This is a genomic window from Klebsiella terrigena (genome assembly GCF_012029655.1).
GTDB lineage: Bacteria > Pseudomonadota > Gammaproteobacteria > Enterobacterales > Enterobacteriaceae > Klebsiella > Klebsiella terrigena.
The window spans coordinates 93,553-115,752 of the sequence record NZ_CP050508.1; the positions used below are offsets into that span (position 1 = coordinate 93,553).

At 58.8% G+C, this 22,200-nt stretch carries 21 protein-coding genes; 10 read left to right on the forward strand and 11 right to left on the reverse strand.

Going from position 1 to position 22,200, the window contains the following annotated elements; genetic code table 11:
* Positions 1-11: 11 nt before the first annotated feature.
* A complete protein-coding gene (locus HCK03_RS00435; protein WP_041143250.1) occupies positions 12-863 on the reverse strand; it encodes an MIP/aquaporin family protein in 852 nt (283 codons plus the stop codon).
* A 444-nt stretch (positions 864-1,307) separates the two neighbouring features.
* Between HCK03_RS00435 and zapB the strand changes: the two genes are divergently transcribed.
* From zapB to HCK03_RS00475, 8 genes are all read left to right on the forward strand, one after another.
* A complete protein-coding gene (zapB, locus tag HCK03_RS00440) occupies positions 1,308-1,553 on the forward strand; it encodes a septal ring assembly protein ZapB (RefSeq protein WP_095102595.1) in 246 nt (81 codons plus the stop codon).
* A 156-nt stretch (positions 1,554-1,709) separates the two neighbouring features.
* On the forward strand, positions 1,710-2,699 hold the full coding sequence (locus HCK03_RS00445; protein WP_041143249.1) for a sulfate ABC transporter substrate-binding protein: 990 nt from the start codon (positions 1,710-1,712) through the stop codon (positions 2,697-2,699).
* A gap of 96 nt (positions 2,700-2,795) precedes the next feature.
* Positions 2,796-3,557: a CDP-diacylglycerol diphosphatase gene (locus HCK03_RS00450; RefSeq protein ID WP_041143248.1), complete on the forward strand. Its 762-nt coding sequence runs from the start codon at positions 2,796-2,798 to the stop codon at positions 3,555-3,557.
* A 259-nt stretch (positions 3,558-3,816) separates the two neighbouring features.
* Complete coding sequence (locus HCK03_RS00455; protein WP_135183820.1) at positions 3,817-5,151, forward strand: MFS transporter; 1,335 nt, start codon at positions 3,817-3,819, stop codon at positions 5,149-5,151.
* 10 nt (positions 5,152-5,161) lie between these two features.
* On the forward strand, positions 5,162-6,121 hold the full coding sequence (locus HCK03_RS00460; RefSeq protein ID WP_123552554.1) for an aminoimidazole riboside kinase: 960 nt from the start codon (positions 5,162-5,164) through the stop codon (positions 6,119-6,121).
* 9 nt (positions 6,122-6,130) lie between these two features.
* Positions 6,131-7,171: an ADP-ribosylglycohydrolase family protein gene (locus HCK03_RS00465; protein WP_167691012.1), complete on the forward strand. Its 1,041-nt coding sequence runs from the start codon at positions 6,131-6,133 to the stop codon at positions 7,169-7,171.
* A gap of 62 nt (positions 7,172-7,233) precedes the next feature.
* Positions 7,234-7,956 (forward strand): GntR family transcriptional regulator, encoded by a 723-nt coding sequence (locus HCK03_RS00470; RefSeq protein WP_041143244.1) that lies wholly within the window; start codon positions 7,234-7,236, stop codon positions 7,954-7,956.
* A gap of 123 nt (positions 7,957-8,079) precedes the next feature.
* Positions 8,080-9,384 carry an SLC13 family permease gene (locus HCK03_RS00475; RefSeq protein WP_041143243.1) on the forward strand — a complete coding sequence of 435 codons (1,305 nt, stop codon included), beginning with the start codon at positions 8,080-8,082 and terminating at the stop codon, positions 9,382-9,384.
* A 68-nt stretch (positions 9,385-9,452) separates the two neighbouring features.
* Here HCK03_RS00475 and tpiA read toward each other — a convergent pair whose 3' ends face one another.
* Complete coding sequence (gene tpiA, locus HCK03_RS00480; RefSeq protein WP_041143242.1) at positions 9,453-10,220, reverse strand: triose-phosphate isomerase; 768 nt, start codon at positions 10,218-10,220, stop codon at positions 9,453-9,455.
* A 107-nt stretch (positions 10,221-10,327) separates the two neighbouring features.
* Positions 10,328-10,927, reverse strand: a complete 600-nt coding sequence (locus HCK03_RS00485; protein WP_167691013.1) for a DUF1454 family protein — start codon at positions 10,925-10,927, stop codon at positions 10,328-10,330.
* Between the two features lie 112 nt (positions 10,928-11,039).
* Here HCK03_RS00485 and HCK03_RS00490 point away from each other — a divergent pair, with 112 nt between their 5' ends.
* On the forward strand, positions 11,040-11,468 hold the full coding sequence (locus HCK03_RS00490) for a DUF805 domain-containing protein (RefSeq protein ID WP_041143240.1): 429 nt from the start codon (positions 11,040-11,042) through the stop codon (positions 11,466-11,468).
* Here the strand turns inward: HCK03_RS00490 and fpr are convergent, their stop codons facing one another.
* The 7 genes from fpr to gmk all read right to left on the reverse strand — a co-directional run bounded on the left by fpr (position 11,469) and on the right by gmk (position 19,437).
* Positions 11,469-12,215, reverse strand: coding sequence for a ferredoxin--NADP(+) reductase (gene fpr, locus HCK03_RS00495; RefSeq protein WP_167691014.1), 747 nt, complete (start codon positions 12,213-12,215; stop codon positions 11,469-11,471).
* Positions 12,216-12,354: 139 nt separating this feature from the next.
* Positions 12,355-13,365: a class II fructose-bisphosphatase gene (glpX, locus tag HCK03_RS00500; protein WP_041143238.1), complete on the reverse strand. Its 1,011-nt coding sequence runs from the start codon at positions 13,363-13,365 to the stop codon at positions 12,355-12,357.
* Between the two features lie 62 nt (positions 13,366-13,427).
* On the reverse strand, positions 13,428-15,509 hold the full coding sequence (gene recG, locus HCK03_RS00505; protein WP_123552552.1) for an ATP-dependent DNA helicase RecG: 2,082 nt from the start codon (positions 15,507-15,509) through the stop codon (positions 13,428-13,430).
* 4 nt (positions 15,510-15,513) lie between these two features.
* On the reverse strand, positions 15,514-16,203 hold the full coding sequence (gene trmH / locus HCK03_RS00510; protein ID WP_167691015.1) for a tRNA (guanosine(18)-2'-O)-methyltransferase TrmH: 690 nt from the start codon (positions 16,201-16,203) through the stop codon (positions 15,514-15,516).
* 138 nt (positions 16,204-16,341) lie between these two features.
* Positions 16,342-18,465, reverse strand: a complete 2,124-nt coding sequence (gene spoT / locus HCK03_RS00515) for a bifunctional GTP diphosphokinase/guanosine-3',5'-bis pyrophosphate 3'-pyrophosphohydrolase (protein WP_041143235.1) — start codon at positions 18,463-18,465, stop codon at positions 16,342-16,344.
* An 18-nt stretch (positions 18,466-18,483) separates the two neighbouring features.
* Positions 18,484-18,759, reverse strand: a complete 276-nt coding sequence (gene rpoZ, locus HCK03_RS00520) for a DNA-directed RNA polymerase subunit omega (RefSeq protein WP_006817787.1) — start codon at positions 18,757-18,759, stop codon at positions 18,484-18,486.
* A 54-nt stretch (positions 18,760-18,813) separates the two neighbouring features.
* On the reverse strand, positions 18,814-19,437 hold the full coding sequence (gene gmk / locus HCK03_RS00525) for a guanylate kinase (RefSeq protein ID WP_041143234.1): 624 nt from the start codon (positions 19,435-19,437) through the stop codon (positions 18,814-18,816).
* A 258-nt stretch (positions 19,438-19,695) separates the two neighbouring features.
* Between gmk and ligB the strand changes: the two genes are divergently transcribed.
* Positions 19,696-21,372: an NAD-dependent DNA ligase LigB gene (ligB, locus tag HCK03_RS00530; RefSeq protein WP_167691016.1), complete on the forward strand. Its 1,677-nt coding sequence runs from the start codon at positions 19,696-19,698 to the stop codon at positions 21,370-21,372.
* A gap of 5 nt (positions 21,373-21,377) precedes the next feature.
* Here the strand turns inward: ligB and HCK03_RS00535 are convergent, their stop codons facing one another.
* Entirely contained in the window at positions 21,378-21,995 is a 618-nt protein-coding gene (locus tag HCK03_RS00535; RefSeq protein ID WP_041143233.1) for a trimeric intracellular cation channel family protein, read from the reverse strand.
* Between the last annotated feature and the right edge of the window lie 205 nt (positions 21,996-22,200).

Genomic DNA, 22,200 nt, shown 5'->3' on the forward strand with positions numbered 1-22,200 from the left:
TCGTAGTCAGATTACAGCGAAGCTTTGTGTTGCGTCGTAGAGGTGGAGGTGCTCTCCTTCTCCTCGACTTCGCAGATGTCGCAAGGCAGGTGGCGGCCAATCAGCTTGCGATAGCCGAACGCGCCCAGCGCGGCACCAACCACCGGCGCACACAGCGGCACCAGGAAATAGGGAATATCTTTGCCGCCGGTGAAGGCGACCTCGCCCCAGCCGGCAAGCCAGGCGAACGTTTTCGGCCCAAGATCGCGCGCCGGGTTCATCGCAAAGCCGGTCAGCGGGCCCATGGATGCGCCGATGACGGCAATTAACAGGCCAATCAGCAGCGGCGCCATCGGGCCGCGTGGGATGCCGTTGCCGTCGTCGGTCAGCGCCAGAATCACGCCCATCAGGATAGCGGTTATCACCATCTCAACCGCGAAAGCCTGCATGAAATTGATATGCGGGTTCGGATAAGTGGAGAAAATTCCTGCCAGGTCAAGACTTTCGACGCTACCGCGCACCATATTATGCGAGTGTTCGAAATCGAGGAAAAGATTGTAATAAAGCCCGTAAACTAAAGCCGCAGCGCAAAAGGCGCCAGCGAATTGCGCAACGATGAAAGGAACAACTTTACGTCCGTCAAAGCAGGCGAACAGCCACAGCGCGATGGTAACCGCCGGGTTAAGGTGAGCACCGGACACGCCCGCGGTCAGGTAAATCGCCATTGCGACGCCCAGACCCCAGATGATGCTGATTTCCCATTGACCGAAGCTGGCTCCTGCGACCTTGAGCGCAGCGACGCACCCAACGCCGAAAAAGATCAACAACCCGGTACCGAGGAACTCTGCGATGCACTGGCCTTTTAGTGTTGATGTTTGGCTCATAATCGAATCCTGAAACAAAGTGGTGATTATTGTAAGTATGAAGGTCGTCGTCGACCACGCTGCCATGTAGGCATAGTGTTAATTTATCGTTAACGAACACAAACGAGAAATATCGAACTCTAAATGTGTGTGCCAGGTCAAGAAAATGAGCGTTTTCGCGCCATAAACGCGTGTTGTAGCACATTAAAGAGCGTTTACGGACGCGCGGTACGAACCCAATGATTAACAATTGCTGCAGAAGTGCCGGGGATTAGCGCCGAATACGCCAGGTAAAGGCTGAAAAGTGTTGCAAACCGCAATCTGCGCGGGTTGTCGCTGGACAGGGAAGGCGGGGATTCATACAATCGACAGCATGACCACTGTAGTGCGCTTATTTTCGTTAAGGCGTCAACGCGTATACGAAACGGACGGTTTCTATCAACGCCTTGCAAGTTCAGGAGAGGTATGACGATGTCATTAGAAGTGTTTGAGAAGTTAGAGTCAAAAGTACAGCAGGCGATTGATACCATCACGCTGTTGCAGATGGAAATCGAAGAGCTGAAAGAAAAGAACAACACGCTGGCGCAGGAAGTTCAGGGCGCGCAGCACAGCCGCGAAGAGCTGGAGCGTGAAAACGGCCAGCTGAGAGAGCAGCAGCAGGGCTGGCAGGATCGTCTGCAGGCGCTGCTGGGCCGCATGGAAGAAGTGTAGCCCTCTCGTCCTCACCCTCTCCTGCTCGGGAGGGGGTTAGCTTTACCCCTTCGTATATTCTCTCAAGTTATAGCCAATCTTTTTTTATTCTTTAATCATTGATTCGCTTTCTGGCACGCTTAGTTCATCACAACACGACATATAGAGAGCGGTGCGATGAATAAGTGGGGCGTGGGGTTAACTCTGTTGCTGGCATCCGCCAGCGTTCTGGCAAAAGACATTCAGCTATTAAACGTATCTTACGATCCGACGCGCGAGCTGTACGAACAGTACAATAAAGCGTTTAGCGCGCACTGGAAGCAGGAAACCGGCGACAACGTGGTGATTCGTCAGTCCCACGGTGGTTCCGGGAAGCAGGCAACGTCGGTCATTAACGGCATTGAAGCCGATGTCGTCACCCTGGCGCTGGCCTATGACGTCGATGCGATTGCCGAGCGCGGCCGCATTGATAAAAACTGGCTGAAACGCCTGCCGGATAACTCCGCACCCTATACCTCCACCATCGTGTTCCTCGTGCGTAAAGGTAACCCGAAGCAAATTCATGACTGGAACGACCTGATTAAACCGGGCGTGTCGGTCATTACGCCGAACCCGAAAAGCTCCGGCGGCGCACGCTGGAACTACCTGGCGGCCTGGGGCTACGCCCTGCACCAGAATCACGGTGACCAGGCGAAAGCCCAGGCGTTCGTGAAGGCGCTGTTTAAAAACGTCGAAGTGCTGGATTCCGGCGCCCGTGGCTCAACGAATACCTTCGTTGAACGTGGGATCGGCGATGTGCTGATTGCCTGGGAAAACGAAGCGCTGCTGGCGGCAAACGAGCTGGGTAAAGACAAGTTTGAAATCGTCACCCCGAGCGAATCGATTCTGGCCGAGCCGACCGTGTCGGTCGTGGATAAGGTGGTCGATAAAAAAGGCACCCGCCAGGTGGCAGAAGCTTACCTGAAGTACCTCTACTCTCCGGAAGGTCAGGAGATCGCGGCGAAGAACTACTATCGCCCGCGCGACCCGGCCGTTGCCAGCAAATATGCCAGCGAATTCCCGAAGCTGAAGTTGTTTACTATCGACCAGGAGTTCGGCGGCTGGACCAAAGCCCAGAAGGAGCACTTCTCTAACGGCGGCACCTTCGACCAGATTAGTCAGCGTTAATCTCTCCCCTTCAACGCCCGGTTAAATAACCGGGCGTTTTCATTTGGTCATCAAATTACGCTACTCTTCCGTTTCTGGCTGAGACAGGAAAACATAATGCGAAGAGTACGATACCTTTTATTGGGGCTGCTGGTGGTGCTTGCGGCGATTGCGGCAGGCGGCTGGTACTGGCTGCACTCCGGCAACCCGGACGCGCTGCGGCGCATCGTTTTGCAGCAGTGCGTGGTCAATCAACAGCAGCAGCAAAACCCGTCCCCTTGCGCCGAGGTGAATCTGAAAGGCGGCTACGTCCTGTTTAAAGACCGCAACGGGCCGCTGCAGTATCTGCTGATGCCGACGTACCGGATTAACGGCACCGAGAGCCCGCTCCTGCTCAATCCGCTGACGCCAAACTTCTTCTGGCAGGCCTGGCAAGGCCGGGAAATTATGAGCGAACGCCGCGGCTCGCCGATACCCGATAACGCGGTTGCGCTGACGATTAACTCCCGCAGCGGGCGCACCCAGAACCATCTCCATATTCATATTTCCTGCCTGCGCCAGGACGTTCGCGCCCAGCTGGACCGCGAGGCCTCGGTGATTAGCAGCCGCTGGCTGCCGCTGCCGGGCGGTTTGCTCGGCCATGAATATCTGGCGCGCCGGGTGACCGAAGCGGAGCTTGCCCAGCGCAGCCCCTTTCTGATGCTGGCGGAAGAGGTGCCCGAGGCGCGTCAACATATGGGACGTTTCGCGCTGGCGATGGCCGAACAGAGCGACGGTTCGCTGGTGCTGCTGGCCACCGAGCGCAATTTGCTGACCCTCAACCGCGCCTCTGCGGAAGAGATTCAGGACCATAGCTGCGCGATCCTGACCTCCCGGTAATTTTCTCCCCGTCGGCGCGCCTGCCGGTATCTTATTGATTCTCATCCCGGTTGCTGCCGGGGTGCGGATCCATACGTAAAATTTATGTGAATTCGATCAAAAGATATAAAGGTATACCTTTATATCTTTTTGCGGATCGTTACACTCTCCTCATAGTCATCTTATTGGATGGCTTATCCATAAAAACGTTTTTATTTCACGTAGTGACATCATCAATTGTTCGACAGATTTGCGCTTTTGAGCGTAAAGGAATTTCAATATGAAACTTTCTATCGTGGAAAAAATCGGCTTTGGTGCAGGGGATATGGCGATAAACGTTGTCATTATTGCGATGCAGCTGCTCCTCGCTTATTTCTATACCGATATCTACGGCCTGAGCGCCGCGGATGTCGGCGTGCTGTTTGTGGTCGTACGGTTGATCGATGCCATTATCGATCCGGCAATGGGGATCCTGACCGATAAGCTTAATACGCGCTGGGGACGCTATCGTCCGTGGCTGCTGTGGTTTGCCGTGCCTTTTGGCTTTGCCGTCTATTTAATGTTTATTACCCCGGATATGGCGTATATGGCCAAGCTGGCGTGGGCCTACGGCACCTATATTCTGATGACCCTCGTCTATACCGCGATTACCATTCCCTATATTTCGATGATCGGCGTGATCACCGACGACCCCGTTGAACGCCTGAGCGCCAACGGCTATCGCTTTGTCATGACTAAGATTGCCGCGTTTTTGGTGACTATCGTGGTGCCGATGCTCGCCGTCTGGCTTGGGCAGGGCAACAAGGCGCTGGGCTACCAGTTTTCGATGGGGCTGATGGGCGCCATGGGCGCGCTGCTGTTTATCTTCTGCTTCCTTACAACCCGCGAACGCAGCGTCCCGGAAATTACCTCTCTCCCGGTCGGCAAGCAGTTTAAGTATCTGCTACGTAACGATCAGTGGATTATCCTCGGCGTGGTGATTTTACTCCTGATGTGCGGCTACGTGATCCGCGGCTCCGTCGCGGCCTACTACGCAAAATACTTCCTGAACGGCGGCGATAGCCTGATTTCGCCCTTCCTGACCACCGGCGTGGTCGCCTCGATTCTGGCAATGATCGCCACCACCTGGGTCACCCGCTTCTGGGACAAAATCAAGATGTTCCGCTATACCCAGCTTGTCACCTTCGTCCTCAGCGCGCTGATGTATTTCTGCGTCGGCCGCGAAAACCTCGTGCTGGCATTTGCCTTCTATTTCCTCATCAACTTCTTCTGCGACATGCAAATGCCGGTGTTCTGGTCATCTATCGCCGAAGCGGTGGATTACGGGGAAAAGAAAACCGGACTGCGCGTCTCCGGCCTCGCGTTTGGCGGCATTCTCTTCTTCCAGAAGTTTGGCATGGGGGTAGCGGGCGGCGTGCTGGGCTTCCTGCTGAGCCATTTTGGCTATCAGGCCGACGTTGAGCAGAGCGCCCGTTCGCTTACCGGCATTGCGCTGATGATGACGCTAATCCCGGCGCTGTTCCATCTGGCGGTGGGTCTGCTGATGAAAAAATATCTGATCAATAACCACTACTACCGCGACATTCAGCGCCAGCTGGCGCAGCGGCAGGCATAAGGAGGCGCAGATGAACGCCATGAATAAAGTCTGGGTTATCGGCGATGCTTCCGTCGATCTGGTTGCCGAAAAGCAGGACCGCTACCTGAAGTGCCCCGGCGGCGCCTCGGCGAACGTTAGCGTCTGCGTCGCCAGGCTGGGAGGGCGGTGCGGCTTTATCGGCTGCCTCGGGGACGATGAGGCGGGGCATTTCCTGCGTCAGGTTTTTCAGGATAACGCCGTGGATGTCTCCTTCCTGAGGCACGATGCGGCGCTCACCAGCGCGGTACTGATTGTCAATCTGGCATCCGACGGGGAGCGCAGCTTCACCTATCTGGTGCACCCGGGGGCCGATACCTTCGTGTCGCCGGCGGATCTGCCGGCGTTCCGCCCGCACGAGTGGTTTTACTTCAGCTCGATAGGGCTAACGGACCAGCCGGCGCGGGAGGCGTGCCTGGAAGGGGCGAAAAGAGCGCGTGAGGCCGGCGGCTACGTGCTGTTTGACGTCAATTTACGCAGCAAGATGTGGCGCGATACCGGCGAAATTCCCGCGCTGGTAGCCCGCTCCGCCGCGCTCGCCTCAATCTGCAAGGTCTCCGCCGACGAGCTCTGCCAGCTGAGCGGCGCCGCCCGCTGGCAGGATGCCCGCTACTACCTGCGCGATCTGGGCTGCGAAACCACCGTTATCTCATTAGGTGCCGAGGGCGCGCTGCTGGTGAGCCCCGAGGGCGAGCAGTGGTTTCCGGCTCCCCGCGTCGAGGTTGTCGATACCACCGGCGCCGGCGACGCTTTTGTCGGCGGCCTGCTCTACACCCTCTCGCAGGCCGATCGCTGGGACGCCGCGCTGCTGGCCACCGCTATTCGGCAGGCTAACGCCTGCGGCGCGATGGCGGTAACGGCCAAAGGGGCGATGACCGCGCTGCCGTTCCCCGACCAGCTAAACACTTTTCTCTCCAGCCACGCGCTGGAACAAGCCATGACCGTGAAATAAGGAGTCATCATGCACGTTGAGCAAAACAAAATACTGGGATGCCTGGTGGGCGCCGCCGCGGCGGACGCAATGGGTGCGGCGACGGAAGTGCGCACTCAGCAGCAAATAAAGGACTATTTTGGCGGCTGGGTCACCACCTTTCAAAAGCCGCCCGCCGACACCTTTGGCCGCTGCAACGAGGCCGGGATGTGTACCGATGATTTTATCCAGGCGAAGTACATTATGGACGCGCTGCTGCGCCATCGGCGGGAGGTCAGCGACGAGGCGATGCGCGAGGCGTTCCAGCAGTGGCTGGCTTACCCTTACTACGCCAACTTTACCGGCCCCACCACCCGGGCGGCGATGAAGGCGATATTTAACGATAACCGCGCCTCGTTGCAGGGCGAGCTGGAGGGCGAAAAGCAGTCCGTACAGATTATTAATAAGGGCAACGCCGAGGCGACGAACGGTGCGGCAATGAAGATTTGGCCTGCGGCGGTGCTGCATCCCGGCAATCTTGACGCGGCGATTGACTGCGCGCTGCAGATTTGTCGCTTTACGCATAACAACGTGCTGGCGATGTCCGGCGCGGCGGCAATGGCCGCGGCCACCAGCGAGGCGCTAAGGGCGCAGACCGATGCCGACAGCATTATCGCGGCAGGGGGTTACGGCGCGCAGCGGGGCTATCTGCTGGCCGAAGAGCGGGGCGCGATGATGGTCGCCGGGCCGTCCGTTGCCCGGCGCATTGAGCTGGCCGTGGCGATCGGTAAGCGGCATCGCCATTGGGAAACGGCGGTGGTGGAGCTTGCCGACATCATCGGCAGCGGGCTGCACGTCAGCGAAGCCGTACCGGCCGCTTTCGGCCTGTTCGCGTGTTGTCCGAATTCTGCCGTAGATGCTATTATCTCCGGCGTTAATATCGGCAATGATACTGATACCGTCGCCACCATGGTTGGGGCGATCTCCGGCGCATTCCATGGCGTGGACGCTCTTCCCGCCGATTATTTAACGACCGTGGATCGTATGAATCATTTCGATTTGGCAGAACTGGCCAGACAGATCGCAGGGTAGCGAATTCACCCTGCCGGGGACGGTAACGCGTCCCCTGCTGGCGAAGACGTGAGGTGCGTAGTTTGCAGGTTGATAAAACGAGCTTTACCCCGCTTTATAAGCAACTATTTTTTATCATCTGTCAGCGGATCCAGAACGGCTCTTTGCCTTTAGGCAGCCAGCTGCCGACGCAAAAGGAGCTGGCCCGGGAGTATCACGTCTCGCTGATCGTGGTGAAGCAGGCCTGGAGCGAGCTTATCAACGCGGGGATTATCTCCTCGCAGCGCGGGAGCGGTTCGGTGGTTTGCGCCGTGCCGGAAGGAGTCAACTACGGCCATACCTTTCGCGGAATTACCCGCGATTTACAGGATGCCAGCGTCGCCGTTGAAAACCGCATCCTCGACATCGCGCCGCGTCGGGCGCGCGACGCCCAGGCCGATGGCCTGAGCCTGCCCGCGCATCAGCACTATCTTTTTATCTCACGCATTCGCTACCTCAATAATCGCCCGTTTAACCATGAGAAGATTTATCTCGATCTGAGCTTCTTTCCCGGTCTTGAGCTCACGGCTGAAGCGTTGGAGCACACCTCGCTCTATTCGCTGCTCAACGTCACCAGCGACTCGGCGATTGAAAAAGTGGACGCCATTTTGCCCTCTGCTGAGCTGTGCGAGAAGCTGCAGGTTGCCGCCAACAAGCCGCTGCTTTCCGTGGCGCGTCAGACGTTTCAGGCCGGGCGGGATATCCCCTTCGAATACTGCCGCTACTACGTGCTGTCGGAATATTTCGGCGAAATTCACTACCACTAGCCGCGCGCTGCGCCGTGCGATAAACCCCAGCGCCGGCGGCCGGCCGATAACCCCACCATATCTGGCATTTACCTGCCTGACCCGGCGTCGTATTCTTGCTGAAAAAAACGACAGGAGACAGGTATGTCGCTCTGGCTTTCTCACCCTCTGTTCCTTCCCTCCCTGATTGTCGGCATTACCATCCTGCTGTGGGCGACCTCCCTGCTGCCGGAATTTATTACCGCGCTGCTGTTTTTCGCCGCCGCGATGATGGCAAAAATAGCGCCGCCGGAGGTTATCTTTGGCGGCTTCGCGTCATCGGCGTTCTGGCTGGTGTTCAGCGGCTTTGTCCTCGGGATCGCGATTCGTAAAACCGGCCTGGCGGACAGGGCGGCGCAGGCGCTGTCGGCCAGGCTAACGGACTCCTGGCCGCTGATGGTGGGCAGCGTGGTGCTGTTCAGCTATGCCCTGGCCTTCGTGATGCCCTCTAATATGGGGCGCATCGCGCTGCTGATGCCGATCGTCGCGGCGATGGCGAAGCGTGCCGGGATTGAGGACGGCACCCGCGCCTGGTACGGACTGGCGCTGGCGGTCGGCTTCGGCACCTTCCAGCTGTCGGCGACGATCCTGCCCGCCAACGTGCCAAATTTAGTGATGAGCGGCGCGGCGGAGGGGTCGTACGGTATTCACCTCAACTATCTGCCGTATTTGCTGCTGCACACGCCGGTGCTGGGCTGGCTGAAGGGCGCGGCGCTGGTTGCGCTGATTTGCTGGCTATTCCCCGGCAGGCCGCATCCGCCGCGGGAGCGGACGCCGCTGCCGCCGATGAGCCGGGATGAGAAGCGCCTCTCCTGGCTGCTGGCGGTGGTATTGAGCCTCTGGGTAAGCGAGAGCTGGCACGGGATTGGTCCCGCCTGGACGGGGCTGGCGGCGGCGGTGATTACGCTGCTGCCGCGGGTGGGGTTTATCAGCGGGGAAGAGTTCTCCACGGGGGTGAATATTCGCACCTGTATTTACGTCGCCGGGATCCTCGGGCTGGCGATTACCGTCACGCAGACCGGGATTGGCGGCGTGGTCGGTAACGCTTTGCTGCACGTTATGCCGCTCGATAAAGAGAGTCCTTTTACCAGCTTCCTTGCCCTCACCGGCATCACCAGCGCCCTGAACTTTATTATGACCGCCAACGGCGTACCCGCGCTGTACACCACCTTTGCGCAGAGCTTTGCCGACGCCACCGGCTTTCCGCTGCTGAGCGTCATTATGATTCAGGTCCTGGGCTATTCGACGCCGCTGCTGCCGTATCAGGCATCGCCTATCGTGGTGGCGATGGCGCTGGGCAAAGTTCCGGCGCGGTCGGGGATGCTGCTGTGTATTGCGCTGGCGGCGGTCAGCTATCTGCTGCTGCTGCCGTTGAACTACGGGTGGTATCAGCTGCTGGGGCAACTATAAAAAAACCCGGCTAGCGCTACGCTAAGCCGGGTTGCGGGTTCATCTCGCCGGGTGACCGGCGTATTGAATTACGCTTTTTTCGCTGCTTCTGCTGCTTTAACGATGACCGCGAAAGCGTCTGCTTTCAGCGATGCGCCGCCAACCAGCGCGCCGTCGATGTCCGGCTGGGTGAACAGCTCTGCGGCGTTAGATGCGTTAACGGAACCGCCGTACTGAATGATGACCTGCTCGGCCACTTTGGCGTCCGCTTTAGCAATGTGGTCGCGAATAAATTTGTGTACGGCCTGAGCCTGAGCCGGGGTAGCGGATTTGCCGGTACCGATAGCCCATACTGGCTCATAAGCGATAACCACGCCTTCGAATGCCGCTGCGCCCTGAGTTTTCAGCACGGCGTCAATCTGACGTGCGCAAACTTCTTCCGTTTTGCCCGCTTCGTTTTCAGCTTCAGTTTCACCGATGCACAGAACCGGGATCAGACCCTGTTCTTTCAGGACGGCGAATTTCTTCGCGATAAATTCGTCAGACTCTTTGTGGTAAGTACGACGCTCAGAGTGGCCGATGATGATGTATTCAGCGCCGACATCTTTCAGCATCTGGGCAGAGGTTTCACCGGTAAATGCGCCGGACTGGTTCAGGTCAACGTTCTGCGCGCCCAGGTGAATATGGCTGCCTTCTGCCGCATGCTTAGCCAGATCGATATACATTTCCGGCGGAGCGATAGCAACAGCACAGCCGGTCACGCCGGCCAGCTCGGTACGCAGGTTAGCCACCAGCTCGTTTACCATGTGGCGGCTGCCGTTCAGTTTCCAGTTACCCATCACTAAAGGATGTCGCATTTTAATTCTCCACGCTATAAGCGAATTAAGGAATATAGCCGCCCCTGGGGGCAGCATGGTCTGTCAAACAGTATAGAGTTTCGTCGTTGGAAAGGCTTTGCTTTTTGTCATTTATTATTGCTCTCCAGCGTTTCAGATAGCGCTAGCTTAATCGGTTCAACAGCGAAGGTAAGCCCCTTTTCGCCGTTGTCTGCTACCACATAGCGGATGGCGCCTTCGGTTTCGGCGAAGTAGCGTTTCCCTTTGCCCGCGGCGAGCAATTTTTGCAGCTTTTGCCCGCTTTGCGCCGGGCTTAATGTCGGGACGAAGGCACGCAGAACGGCGCTCATATACTCCTGCGCTTTCGCCTTTGCCGCTTTCTGCTCCGGCCCCTGAACGGGGAGCCAGGTAATCTGCATCGATTTGATTTTGAGCGTGCCGCGCTCCAGGGCGGTGGAGGCGTACAGGTTTTCGTTAATCTTGCTTGCCGCCCGGGTCAGGTTAGCCCGGTCGCGGCTGGAGCTAATTGCGTGAAATTCGTTGAGCTGCAGTTTGGGGTTATCGGCGTTGAATTTCTCGCGAAACTCGCTGATGGAGATATCAAAGACCGGCGCGCCGGAGAGCAAATAGGGCGCTGCGGAGGAGGATTCTGGCTCGGCGGACAGCGCCTTATGGCCGACAGATAACGCTGTCAGCCCAATCAAACATAAGGTTGCCCACTTCTTCATACCCGTCCTTCCTTTTTTTTCCTGCTGACGATTAAAACGGGAACCGTCGCGCTTGTCAAAAAGTCACCGCTTCAGGGTAAACTACGCCAATGATGATGGTAAGGAATAAAACATGACCCTACAGCAGTGGATGTTCTCAATTAAAGGGCGTATTGGACGCCGGGATTTCTGGATTTGGATCGTTATCTGGGTATTGACCATGAGCGCGCTGTTCACCCTCGCCGGGTCAAATTTGCTGAATCTACAGACCGCGGCCTTTATGCTGGTGTGCCTGCTCTGGCCAACGGCGGCGGTTACCATCAAACGGCTGCACGATCGCGGCAGGTCGGGTCTCTGGGCGCTGCTGATGGTTCTGGCGTGGATGCTGCTGGCCGGGAACTGGGCGGTGCTGCCGGGGGCCTGGCAGTGGGTTGTCGGGCGGTTTGTGCCGACGCTGATTATGGTGATGATGCTGATCGACCTGGGCGCGTTCGTCGGCACCCAGGGCGAAAATAAATTTGGTAAAGAGACGCAGGACGTTCGCTGGAAGGCGGAGTCCTGATCACCAGTAGTGTTCGGCTGTCATATGGCCCGGCCGGCGGCGCAGATGCTTGTTCATCTGCCGGGTCTCCTTCAGCAGCTGCTGGGTATCCCGCACCATCTGCGGGTTGCCGCAGAGCATCACGTGGCTATTATCTGCGTTCATTGCCAGGCCAACCGCCTCTTCCAGAGCGCCGGTTTCGATCAGGAACGGAATACGCCCCGTTAGCATGCCCGGTATGGTTTCCCGACTGACCACCGACTGGATGCGCAGCTTGCCCTTATACCGCTCCTCCAGCGCCTGCATTTGCAGCAGATAGCTAAGATCGGCGGCATAGCGCGCGGCGTGGACCAGCACCAGGTTTTTAAAGCGCTCCAGGTCCTTACCTTCTTCGAGAATTGACAGGTAGGGGCCAATGGCGGTGCCGGTGGCCAGCATCCACAGGGTGTCGCAATCCGGGACCTCTTCCAGCACGAAGAAGCCGGCGGCTTCGCTGACGATCTGCACGTCATCGCCCGGCTTCAGCGCGGCCAGGCGCGGGCTGAGTTTACCCTCCGGAACCGTCACCAGGTAGAATTCAAGATCGGGATTGCTCGGGGCGTTAACGTAGGAGTAGGCGCGCTGGACGCGCTCGCCGTCAACGTCGAGGCCCAGTTTGGCAAACTGCCCGGCGGTAAACGGATGAACAGGGGCCCGTACGTGCAAACTAAACAGCGCGTCGGTCCAGAATTCCACTTTTGTTACTTTGCCGCTAACCCAGTCCGCCATGATCTTCTCCCGTTGCGAAGCGTTGCCTTATCTTCGTTGCAGACGACAAAGATTTCCAGCCCAACGGGGCCGGAAAGCTCTATTGATCAAATAATAGCGTCAGCTTCAGCCTGCCGCTCGCGACCGCAGGCTGAATGGCTTACAGGATGTGCAGCTGGATATCCGGATCTTTGCGATCGAGATAGTGAATGGACTGGATGCGGCGAATGGTGCGTGATTTGCCGCGGATCAGCAGCGTCTCGGTGGTGGCCATATTGCCCTTGCGGGTGATGCCGTCCAGCAGGTCGCCTTTGGTGATCCCGGTAGCGGAAAAGACCACGTTATCGCTGCGTGCCATCTCGTCGAGGCGCAGCACGATACCGGCCTCAATGCCCATCTCTTTACAGCGCGCCAGCTCGTTTTCGCCGATACGGCGGTTCTCTTCGCTGTCGCCCTTGACGTGGTGGCGGGCCAGCAGGCGGCCCTGCATATCGCCGTCCAGCGCCCGGATAACCGCGGCGGAAACCACGCCTTCCGGGGCGCCGCCGATACCGTACAGCACGTCAACTTCGCTATCCGGCATGCAGGTCAGAATAGAGGCCGCCACGTCGCCGTCGGGAATGGCGAAGACGCGCACGCCCAGCTGCTGCAGCTCGGCAATCACCGCGTCATGGCGCGGCTTGGCGAGCACGGTTACCGTCAGCTCGCTGAGCGGCTTATTCAGCGCGCTTGCCACGTTATGCAGGTTTTCGGCCAGCGGCAGATTCAGGTCAATCGCCCCTTTTGCCCCCGGGCCGACAATCAGCTTTTCCATGTACATGTCCGGCGCGTTCAGGAAGCAGCCCTTGTCGCCAACCGCCATGACGGCCAGCGCGTTCGCCTGGCCCATCGCCGTCATCCGCGTGCCCTCGATCGGGTCGACGGCGATATCCACCGCGTCGCCGCTGCCGGTGCCAACCTTCTCGCCGATGTAGAGCATCGGCGCTTCATCGATTTCACCTTCGCCGATGACGATAGTGCCGTCGATATTAATCAGGTTGAGCATAATACGCATGGCGTTAACCGCGGCGCCGTCGGCGGTGTTTTTATCACCGCGGCCCAGCCACTTATAGCCCGCCAGCGCGGCGGCTTCGGTAACACGCGAAAATTCGATGGCCAGTTCTCGTTTCATAATTCACTCGTTCTGAAGGAAAATTGCGCGCGGCGCCGTCTGCTCCTGCGGGAGCAGAGGCGTCAGGCGTTGGAATAGCGTTCGGTTTCCGGCATCCAGCGCTCGATAAGCGCCTGGGCCTGCTGCGGGTAGCGTTGATGAATATGGCGGGCAATGCGCTGAACGTCGGGGATCATTGCCTTATCGCGGAGTAAATCCGCGACTTTAAATTCGGCGGTGCCGGTCTGTCGGGTGCCGAGCAGCTCGCCCGGGCCGCGGATCTCGAGGTCCTTTTGCGCGATGACGAAACCGTCGTTGCTATCGCGCAGGACCTGCAGGCGCAGCTGGGCGGTTTTCGACAGCGGCGACTTATAGAGCAGCACGCAGTGGGAGGCCACCGCGCCGCGCCCGACGCGGCCTCTGAGCTGGTGCAGCTGCGCCAGCCCCAGGCGTTCCGGGTTTTCGATAATCATCAGGCTGGCGTTAGGCACGTCCACCCCGACCTCGATAACCGTGGTGGCGATAAGCAGATGCAGCTCGCCCAGCTTAAAGGCCTGCATGACCGCCTGCTTGTCTGCCGGCTTCATCCGGCCGTGCACCAGGCCGATATTGAGCTCCGGCAGCGCCAGCTTCAGCTCTTCCCAGGTGGCTTCCGCCGCCTGGGCTTCCAGCAGGTCCGACTCTTCAATCAGCGTACAGACCCAGTAGGCCTGACGCCCTTCCTGGGTACAGGCGTTGCGCACGCGGTCGATAATATCGCTGCGGCGGGTATCCGGGATGGCCACCGTGGTGACCGGCGTACGGCCCGGCGGCAGCTCGTCGATCGTCGAGGTGTCGAGGTCGGCGTAGGCGGTCATCGCCAGGGTGCGCGGAATGGGGGTGGCGGTCATGATCAGCTGATGCGGATGGAAGCCCTGCTGCTGGCCCTTTTCCCACAGCGCGAGGCGCTGATGCACCCCGAAGCGGTGCTGTTCATCGATAATCACCAGCGCCAGGCCGCTAAACTGGACCTGCTCCTGAAAAATGGCGTGGGTGCCGACAATCATCTGCACCTGCCCGCTGGCGATGGCATCCTGCTGCGCCTGACGCGCCTTGCCTTTTTGTTTACCGGCCAGCCAGCCAACCTCAACGCCCAGCGGCGCAAACCAGCTGCGGAAGTTGGCAGCGTGCTGCTCCGCCAGCAGCTCCGTCGGCGCCATCAGCGCCACCTGCCTGCCGTGGGCGATGGCCCGCAGCGCCGCGAGGGCGGCAACCAGCGTTTTGCCGGAGCCGACGTCGCCCTGTACCAGGCGCATCATCGGCACGTCGAGCGCCATATCCCGCTCGATCTCGGCGGTCACCCGCTCCTGGGCGCCGGTTGGTTTAAAGGGCAGGGAAGCCAACAGCTTGTTTTTTAGGCCATCGTTGGCGCTGAGCGGCAGGGCGTGAAAGCGCTGGGCGCCGGCGCGAACCGCCAGCATGCTCAGGTTATGCGCCAGTAGCTCTTCCAGGATTAAGCGCTGCTGGGCCGGGTGCTTACCGGTTTCCAGCTCGCTGAGCTGGAGCGACGGCGGCGGGCGGTGCAGGGTGCGCAGCGCCTCCGGGAGACTCATCATTCCCTGCGCCAGCTCGGGCGGCAGCAGCTCGGCGATAGCGCAGGTCTCAAGGAGTTCCAGCGCCTGATCGGTCAGCTTACGCAGCGTGGCCTGTTTGATACCTTCGGTGGTGGGGTAGACCGGAGTCAGGGTCTCCTGCAGGTCGGGGGTGCTCATATCGCCCTGCACGCGGTATTCCGGGTGGATCATCTCCGCGCCGTATTTGCCGCGCTTCGCTTCGCCGTAGGCCAGCACCCGGCGGCCGGCGGCAAGGCTGTTTTTCATCGCGGCGTTGAAGTTAAAGAAGCGCATGGTGAGAATTCCGGAGCCATCGCTTATCTGACAGGTCATCATCCGGCGGCCGCCGAAGGTGATGTTGCTGTTGAGCACTTCGCCTTCAACGGTGGCGTAGACCCCCGGCAGCAGGTCACCGATTTGATAGAGCTGGGTGCGGTCTTCGTAGCGTAGCGGCAGATGCAGCAGCAGATCCTGCACGGTGTGCAGGCCGATTTTCGCCAGCTTGCTGCTCTGCGCTGCGCCAACGCCGGTTAACGTGTTGAGCGGGACAGCATCCAGCAGACGGCTTTGCATCGGTTTACCTCGCTGCCTGCATTGTGGCCCACCACGCGGCGTCGGCTTCGACTTCGCCCTGGCCGTTGACGTGGGGATAGGGAAGGCCTTTCTGTTTTGCCACTCTTGCCAGCACCGGATAGCCGCCTTCAAACAGCAGGCGCTGCTGCTCTTCTTCCGGCAGCATGCTGTTTTCGCGTTTATACATGCCTGCGTTCTGCCGCTGGCGCTGCGCTTCATAGAGAATCAGGGCGGAGGCGACGGAGACGTTGAGCGACTGCACCATGCCCGTCATCGGAATCACGATCTCCTGGTCCGCCAGCGCCAGGGCTTCCGCGGTGATGCCGGTTTTTTCCTGGCCCATCAGGATACAGGTGGGCCGGGTGTAGTCGATTTCACGAAAGTCGACGGCTTTGTCAGAAAGATGGGTGGCAAGGATTTGCATGCCCTGGCCCTTTAGGTAACCGACGGCGTCGCCAATGGTAGGGTGCGTTTTGACCTGTACCCAGCTGTTGCTGCCCGCGGCGGCGGTGACCATGGTGTGCATGCGGCTGCTGGGCCAGATAGCGTGCACTTCGTGCACGCCAACGGCGTCTGCGGTACGAACAACCGCAGAGACGTTATGAGGTTTGTGGACCTGCTCCATGCAGACCGTCAGGTCAGGCTGACGCCTGGCGAGCATCTCACAAATACGCGCATAACGCTGTGAATTCATTACACTTCATCCTTCAAATTGCCTCGGCGTGAGCCGCTGGCTCCCCGGCTTACAGCCTCGCCTTTCGGGACCAGCGCAAGCGCTGTGCAAGACGCTGGCGCGTTTTGCGACCTGGCCCGAATGATTTTGTGTATAAGGCTAGTTTCGGTTACGGGTGACTTTTATCACGTCCGGCATCACGCGAATTTTGCGCATGATATTCGCCAGATGCACGCGATCCCGCGCGGTAAGGCGAATAAAGGCGCTGTACACGCGGCCATCCTTTTCTTCCGTATTCAGGCTTTGAATATTGGAAGCGGCGGTATTGATCGCGGCCGTGAGGTTCGCCAGCGCGCCCTGGTGGTTAAACATATCCACCTTAATTTCGGTGATAAATTCCTGGGCGGTCTCTTTATCCCACTCGACGGCCATAAACTTCTCGGGCTCTTTCTGGTAGCCGCGAATGTTACGACAGGACTCGTGGTGAATGACCAGGCCTTTGCCGGGGCTGACGTGCGCGATAATCGGGTCACCGGGAATCGGGCGACAGCACTTGGCGAAGGTAATCAGCACGCCGTCGGCGCCTTTAATCGGCAGATGTCCGTGGCCTGACGACGATGAGCTTTGCGCCGGCGCGGAGACGGTCTCTCCCTGCTGCAGGTTTCTGGCAACCACTACGCTCATCGCGTTGCCGAGGCCGATTTCTGCCAGCAGATCGTCCAGCGTCGCCAGCTTCATGCGCTCAAGCTCGCGCTGAACGTTCTCTGGCGGGATTTCTGCCAGCTTGCGGCTGCCGCCGAGGGCGTGGTTGAGCAGCCGGCGGCCGAGGCTGACGGAGTCATCGCGCTTGAGGTTTTTCAACAGCTGGCGGATCTTCGCGCGCGCTTTCGAGCTGACGACAAAGTTCAGCCAGGCGGCGTTCGGACGTGCGCCCGGTGCGGTAATGATTTCTACCGTCTGGCCGCTGGAGAGCGGCTGCGACAGCGGATAGGGCTGGCGGTCAACGCGCGCGCCAACGCAGGCGTGGCCGATATCGGTATGCACCGCGTAGGCAAAGTCCACCGGCGTCGCACCGGCGGGAAGTTCGACAATGCGTCCTTCCGGGGTGAAAACGTAAATCTCATCCGGGAACAGATCGGATTTGACGCTCTCGATAAATTCAAACGAGCTGCCTGCGCTCTGCTGCAGTTCCAGCAGGCTCTGCATCCAGCGCTGGGCGCGGATTTGCGCGGTAGTGCTGCTCTCGCCGCCGTGCTCTTTATAGGCCCAGTGCGCCGCAACCCCCATTTCCGCCATCTGGTCCATGTCTTCGGTACGGATCTGTACCTCAACCGGGACGCCGTGCGGGCCGATCATCGAGGTGTGCAAAGATTGATAGCCGTTCGCTTTCGGAATGGCGATGTAATCTTTCATCCGCCCTGGACGCGGCTTGTAGAGGCTGTGCATCTGGCCAAGCACGCGGTAGCAGGTGTCGGCATCGTGGACAATCACGCGGAAGGCGTAGATATCCATGATCGAGTGAAAACGCTGCTCTTTGAGCACCATTTTGCAGTAGATGGAGTACAAATGCTTCTCGCGACCGCTGACGCGACAGGGGATCCCCGCTTCCTGTAAACGTCCTTCGATTTCGGAGAGGATCTTTTGGATCATCTCCTTACGATTGCCGCGCGCCGCTTTAACGACTTCTTTAATGACGCGATACCGATTGGGATACAGCGCTTCAAAGCCCAGCTCTTCGAGCTCGGTTTTAATGTGATGGATACCTAAACGGTGGGCCAGCGGGCTGTAGATTTCCAGCGTTTCGCGGGCGATGCGGCGGCGTTTATCCGGGCGTAGTGAGCCCAGGGTGCGCATGTTGTGGGTGCGGTCGGCAAGCTTGATGAGGATGACGCGGATATCCTGCACCATCGCCATAATCATCTTGCGAAAGTTTTCGGCCTGCGCCTCTTTCTTATCGCGGAACTTGAGCTTATCAAGTTTTGATACCCCCTCTACCAGCTCGGCAACGCTTTTACCAAAGAGCTGCTCCATGTCCTGGTAGGTGGCGGGGGTATCTTCAATCACGTCATGCAGCAGGGCGGCCATCAGCGTTTCGTGGTCGAGTTTCATCTCGGCCAGAATACAGGCTACCGCTACCGGGTGCGTGATATAGGGTTCACCGCTTGAACGTGTCTGACCCTCGTGAGCGTCACGTGCAACGAGATACGCCTGCCGAAGACGCTTGATTTGCTCTTCCGGCAGGTAGTTTTGAATCAGCTGATTCAGGCTTTCAAACAGATACAAGGGCGACCCGCTGCGTTATTAACGACGACCTTCAGCAATAGCGGTAACTGCTTGTAATTCAGCGGCTTCCTGCTCTTGCTGTTCTTGACGATCGCGCACGTCGAGGATCTGGTTGTTGATCAGACCTTCTTCGATTTCGCGCAGTGCGATAACGGTAGTTTTATCGTTTTCTTCCGCTACCAGCGGATCTTTTCCGCCAACCTGCATCTGACGAGCGCGACGCGCGGCGACCAGTACCAGGTCAAAACGGTTACCAATTTTCTCTACAGCGTCCTGAACAGTTACGCGTGCCATACTTAAAATGCTCCACAGATGAAGAAATGACTGGGCATGATACTGAATGTGGGTTCAGTCTGCCAACAGTTTGGTGATTAAAGCGCCATGTCGCTGCTTTTGGCGGCTCATGCGCAGACGTTCGGCGCGGATGATGTTTTTCAGATCGCCCAGGGCGGTATCAAAATCATCATTCACAATAAGGTAATCATATTCCGCGTAATGGCTCATTTCTGCAACAGCCTGCGCCATACGTTTCGCGATCACCTCTTCGCTGTCCTGGCCGCGGCCACGCAGGCGACGGTCAAGCTCATCTTTGGACGGCGGCAGAACAAAAATGCTGCGCGCCCCCGGCATTTTATGACGGATTTGCTGAGCGCCCTGCCAGTCGATATCGAGGAAGACATCAACGCCGGTTGCCAGTACCTGCTCGATCGCTTCGCGCGAGGTGCCGTAATAGTTGCCAAAGACTTCCGCATGCTCAAGAAATGCGTCTTTACCAATCATCGTTCTGAAATCGTCGTGATTAACAAAGAAATAGTGTTCACCGTGCACTTCGCCAGGACGCGGCGCGCGCGTGGTATGCGAAACAGAGACCTGAGAGTCGTACAGCGGTTGGGTTTTTAATAAAGCCTGAATCAGGCTGGATTTACCCGCGCCACTTGGGGCGGAAACAATATAAAGCGTGCCTTGAGCCATGAGAGTCTTTTGTATGTGATGGTCGAAAGAGAAACTACATACGAGCCTATTATACACGCCGCCGCGCTGTGACGTAGTCCCTGTCACACTTTTTCCCTCTGTTTCTTTCATTTTGCCTGCCGTTTCCCTGATTTCTCTGTGAGTTGCCGCAATCAACTACAAACCCTGGAAGCTGGATCGCGGCACGGAAAAGCCCTTATCGCCGGTGATGCCCCGGCGGCGGCAGAATGCCGGTGGGCAAATAAGGAGGGCAGCACAGTGCGAAAATGGCTTTGGGCGATAGGCATAGGGATAACGGCGGGATACGGCCAGTCGGCCTGCCCCGCGTGGACGCAGGCGCAGGCCGAACAGGAGGTCAGCCGCCTCAATCAGCAGGTTGCCGGGTGGAAAAACGACTACTGGCTGCGCGGCAGCAGCGAAGTCGCTGATGACGTCTACGATCGGCTTTTCGCCCGGTTAGTCGAGTGGCGGCGCTGTTTTGCCATCAAAACGCCAATAATCGATGATTTACCGCCGCCCCGGGGCGAGATGCGGCATCCGGTTGCCCACACCGGCGTGCGTAAGCTGGCGGAAAAAGCCGACGTGGCGCGCTGGATGCGGGGCAAAACCGATCTGTGGGTGCAGCCAAAGGTGGATGGCGTTGCGGTGACGCTGGTTTACCGCCGCGGACGGCTGGTGCAGGCCATCAGCCGGGGAGATGGGCGAGCCGGTGAAGACTGGACGGCCAAAGTGCGGCAGATTCCCGGCGTGCCGAGGGTGACGAAGGGCGCGCTGGCAAACAGCGTGCTGCAGGGGGAGCTTTTTCTGCGCCGCGCCGGACATATCCAGAAGCGGATGGGGGGAGTGAACGCCCGGGCGACGGTCGCTGGCGTCATGATGCGGCGGGATATGTCGACATCGTTAGCGGAACTGGGCGTCTTTATCTGGGCATGGCCGGATGGGCCCGAGGGGATGCATCAACGGCAGGCTCTGCTGCAGCAGGCCGGGTTTAGCGAAAGCCGCGGCTTTTCTCAACCGGTGGCGGACGTGGGGCAGGTTGCGCGCTGGCGTGAACGTTGGTTAACGTCAGCGCTACCTTTTGCTACCGATGGCGTTGTCGTACGCCTTGGGAAGGCGCCTGCCGGGCGCTTCTGGTCACCGGGGCTGGGGGATTGGGTCGCGGCGTGGAAGTATCCCCCGGCCATCCGCATCATGGAGGTGCGCGACCTTCGCTTTTACGTCGGGCGTAGCGGGAAAATTGCCGTGGTGGCAGGGCTCGAACCGCAGCAGCTGGACGATAAGCAGGTTAAGCGCGTGAGCGTAGGGTCGGTGGCCCGCTGGCAAAGCCTGGATATTGCGATTGGCGATCAGCTGCAAATCAGCCTGGCGGGACAGGGGATCCCGCGGATAGATAGCGTAGTGTGGCGAACGGCCCAGCGCAGCAAGCCTCAACCGCCTCCGGCGCATTTTAACGCCCTGACCTGCTATTTTTTCTCCCCCGAGTGCGGCGGACAGTTTCTTGCAAGGCTGGTCTGGCTGTCGTCAAAGCCCGTACTGGACCTCGGCAGCGTCGGTGAGTCCGCGTGGCGCGCCGTCCATCACACTCTCCGTATGGAGCATATTTTTTCATGGCTGGCGTTTACCCCTCAGCAGCTGCAGTCAGTCCCGGGGATCTCTGCGCGACGCGGTCAGCGGCTCTGGCACCAGTTTAACCTTGCCCGCCAGCAGCCCTTTCTGCGCTGGGTGCAGGCTCTGGGAGTGCCGGTGCCGCAGGCGGCGATGGCGGGCCTGGCCGGAGAGGGCTGGTCGCAGCTGCTGGCGCGCAGCGAAGAGCAGTGGCGGCGCCTGCCGGGAGTGGGGGATGAAAAAGCGCGTCAGCTGGTGGCCTTTCTGCGGCATCCGGACGTTGCCGCGCTGGCGCAGTGGCTCAGCGGGCAGGGTATCTCCGGGTTTTAGCCCGATCAGTGCGCGTTATGGTTGTAGTGGAAGACCGGCAGACCCAGCTTCCAGCGCAGGGCCAGCATGCGCGCAGTGAAGCCAAACAGCAGGGTGGCGATGACCACCACGTCGTGGCTGCTGACATAGTGCTGCAGGGCGATATACAGAATGGCGGCGGCAAAAGAGATCCCGGCGTACAGCTCTTTTTGAAACACCAGCGGGATGCGCTTACAGAACATATCCCGCAGCACGCCGCCGAATACGCCGGTGATGACCGCCGCGATAGAGGCGATAACCGGGCCTTCTCCCATATCGAGGGCAATCTGCGCGCCGATGATTGAAAACACCACCAGGCCGAGGGCGTCGAGGACTAAAAACAGCCGACGCAGGTGGGGCATAACCGGCGCGACAATCGTGGTGAGCACCGCGGCGACGGCAACAATGATGACGTATTCCGGGTTCTTGACCCAGCCCAGAGGATAGTGGCCGAGCAGAATATCCCGCACCGACCCGCCGCCCAGCGCGGTGGCGGTCGCAATAATGATAACGCCAAAGGTATCCATACGACGGCGTCCGGCCGCCAGAGCGCCGGTCATCGCTTCCGCGGTAATACCAATTAAATACAGAATATGAAGCAGCATAGATCCCCCACGATGAGAGCGGGCAGGTTAGCGATTTGTGCGCAGGATCACGACTGAGATTTTCTAAGGTGAACGGGTTACGCCTTTAAAAAATAATGTCTGATTCTCTCTGTGACCTTTATCGGCGGGGTTATCAGGTTTTTTATTTTAACTTTTAGATTAGAAAAAGTAATGATTAAGGTCAGGCCGATGCTGGTCAGGAATA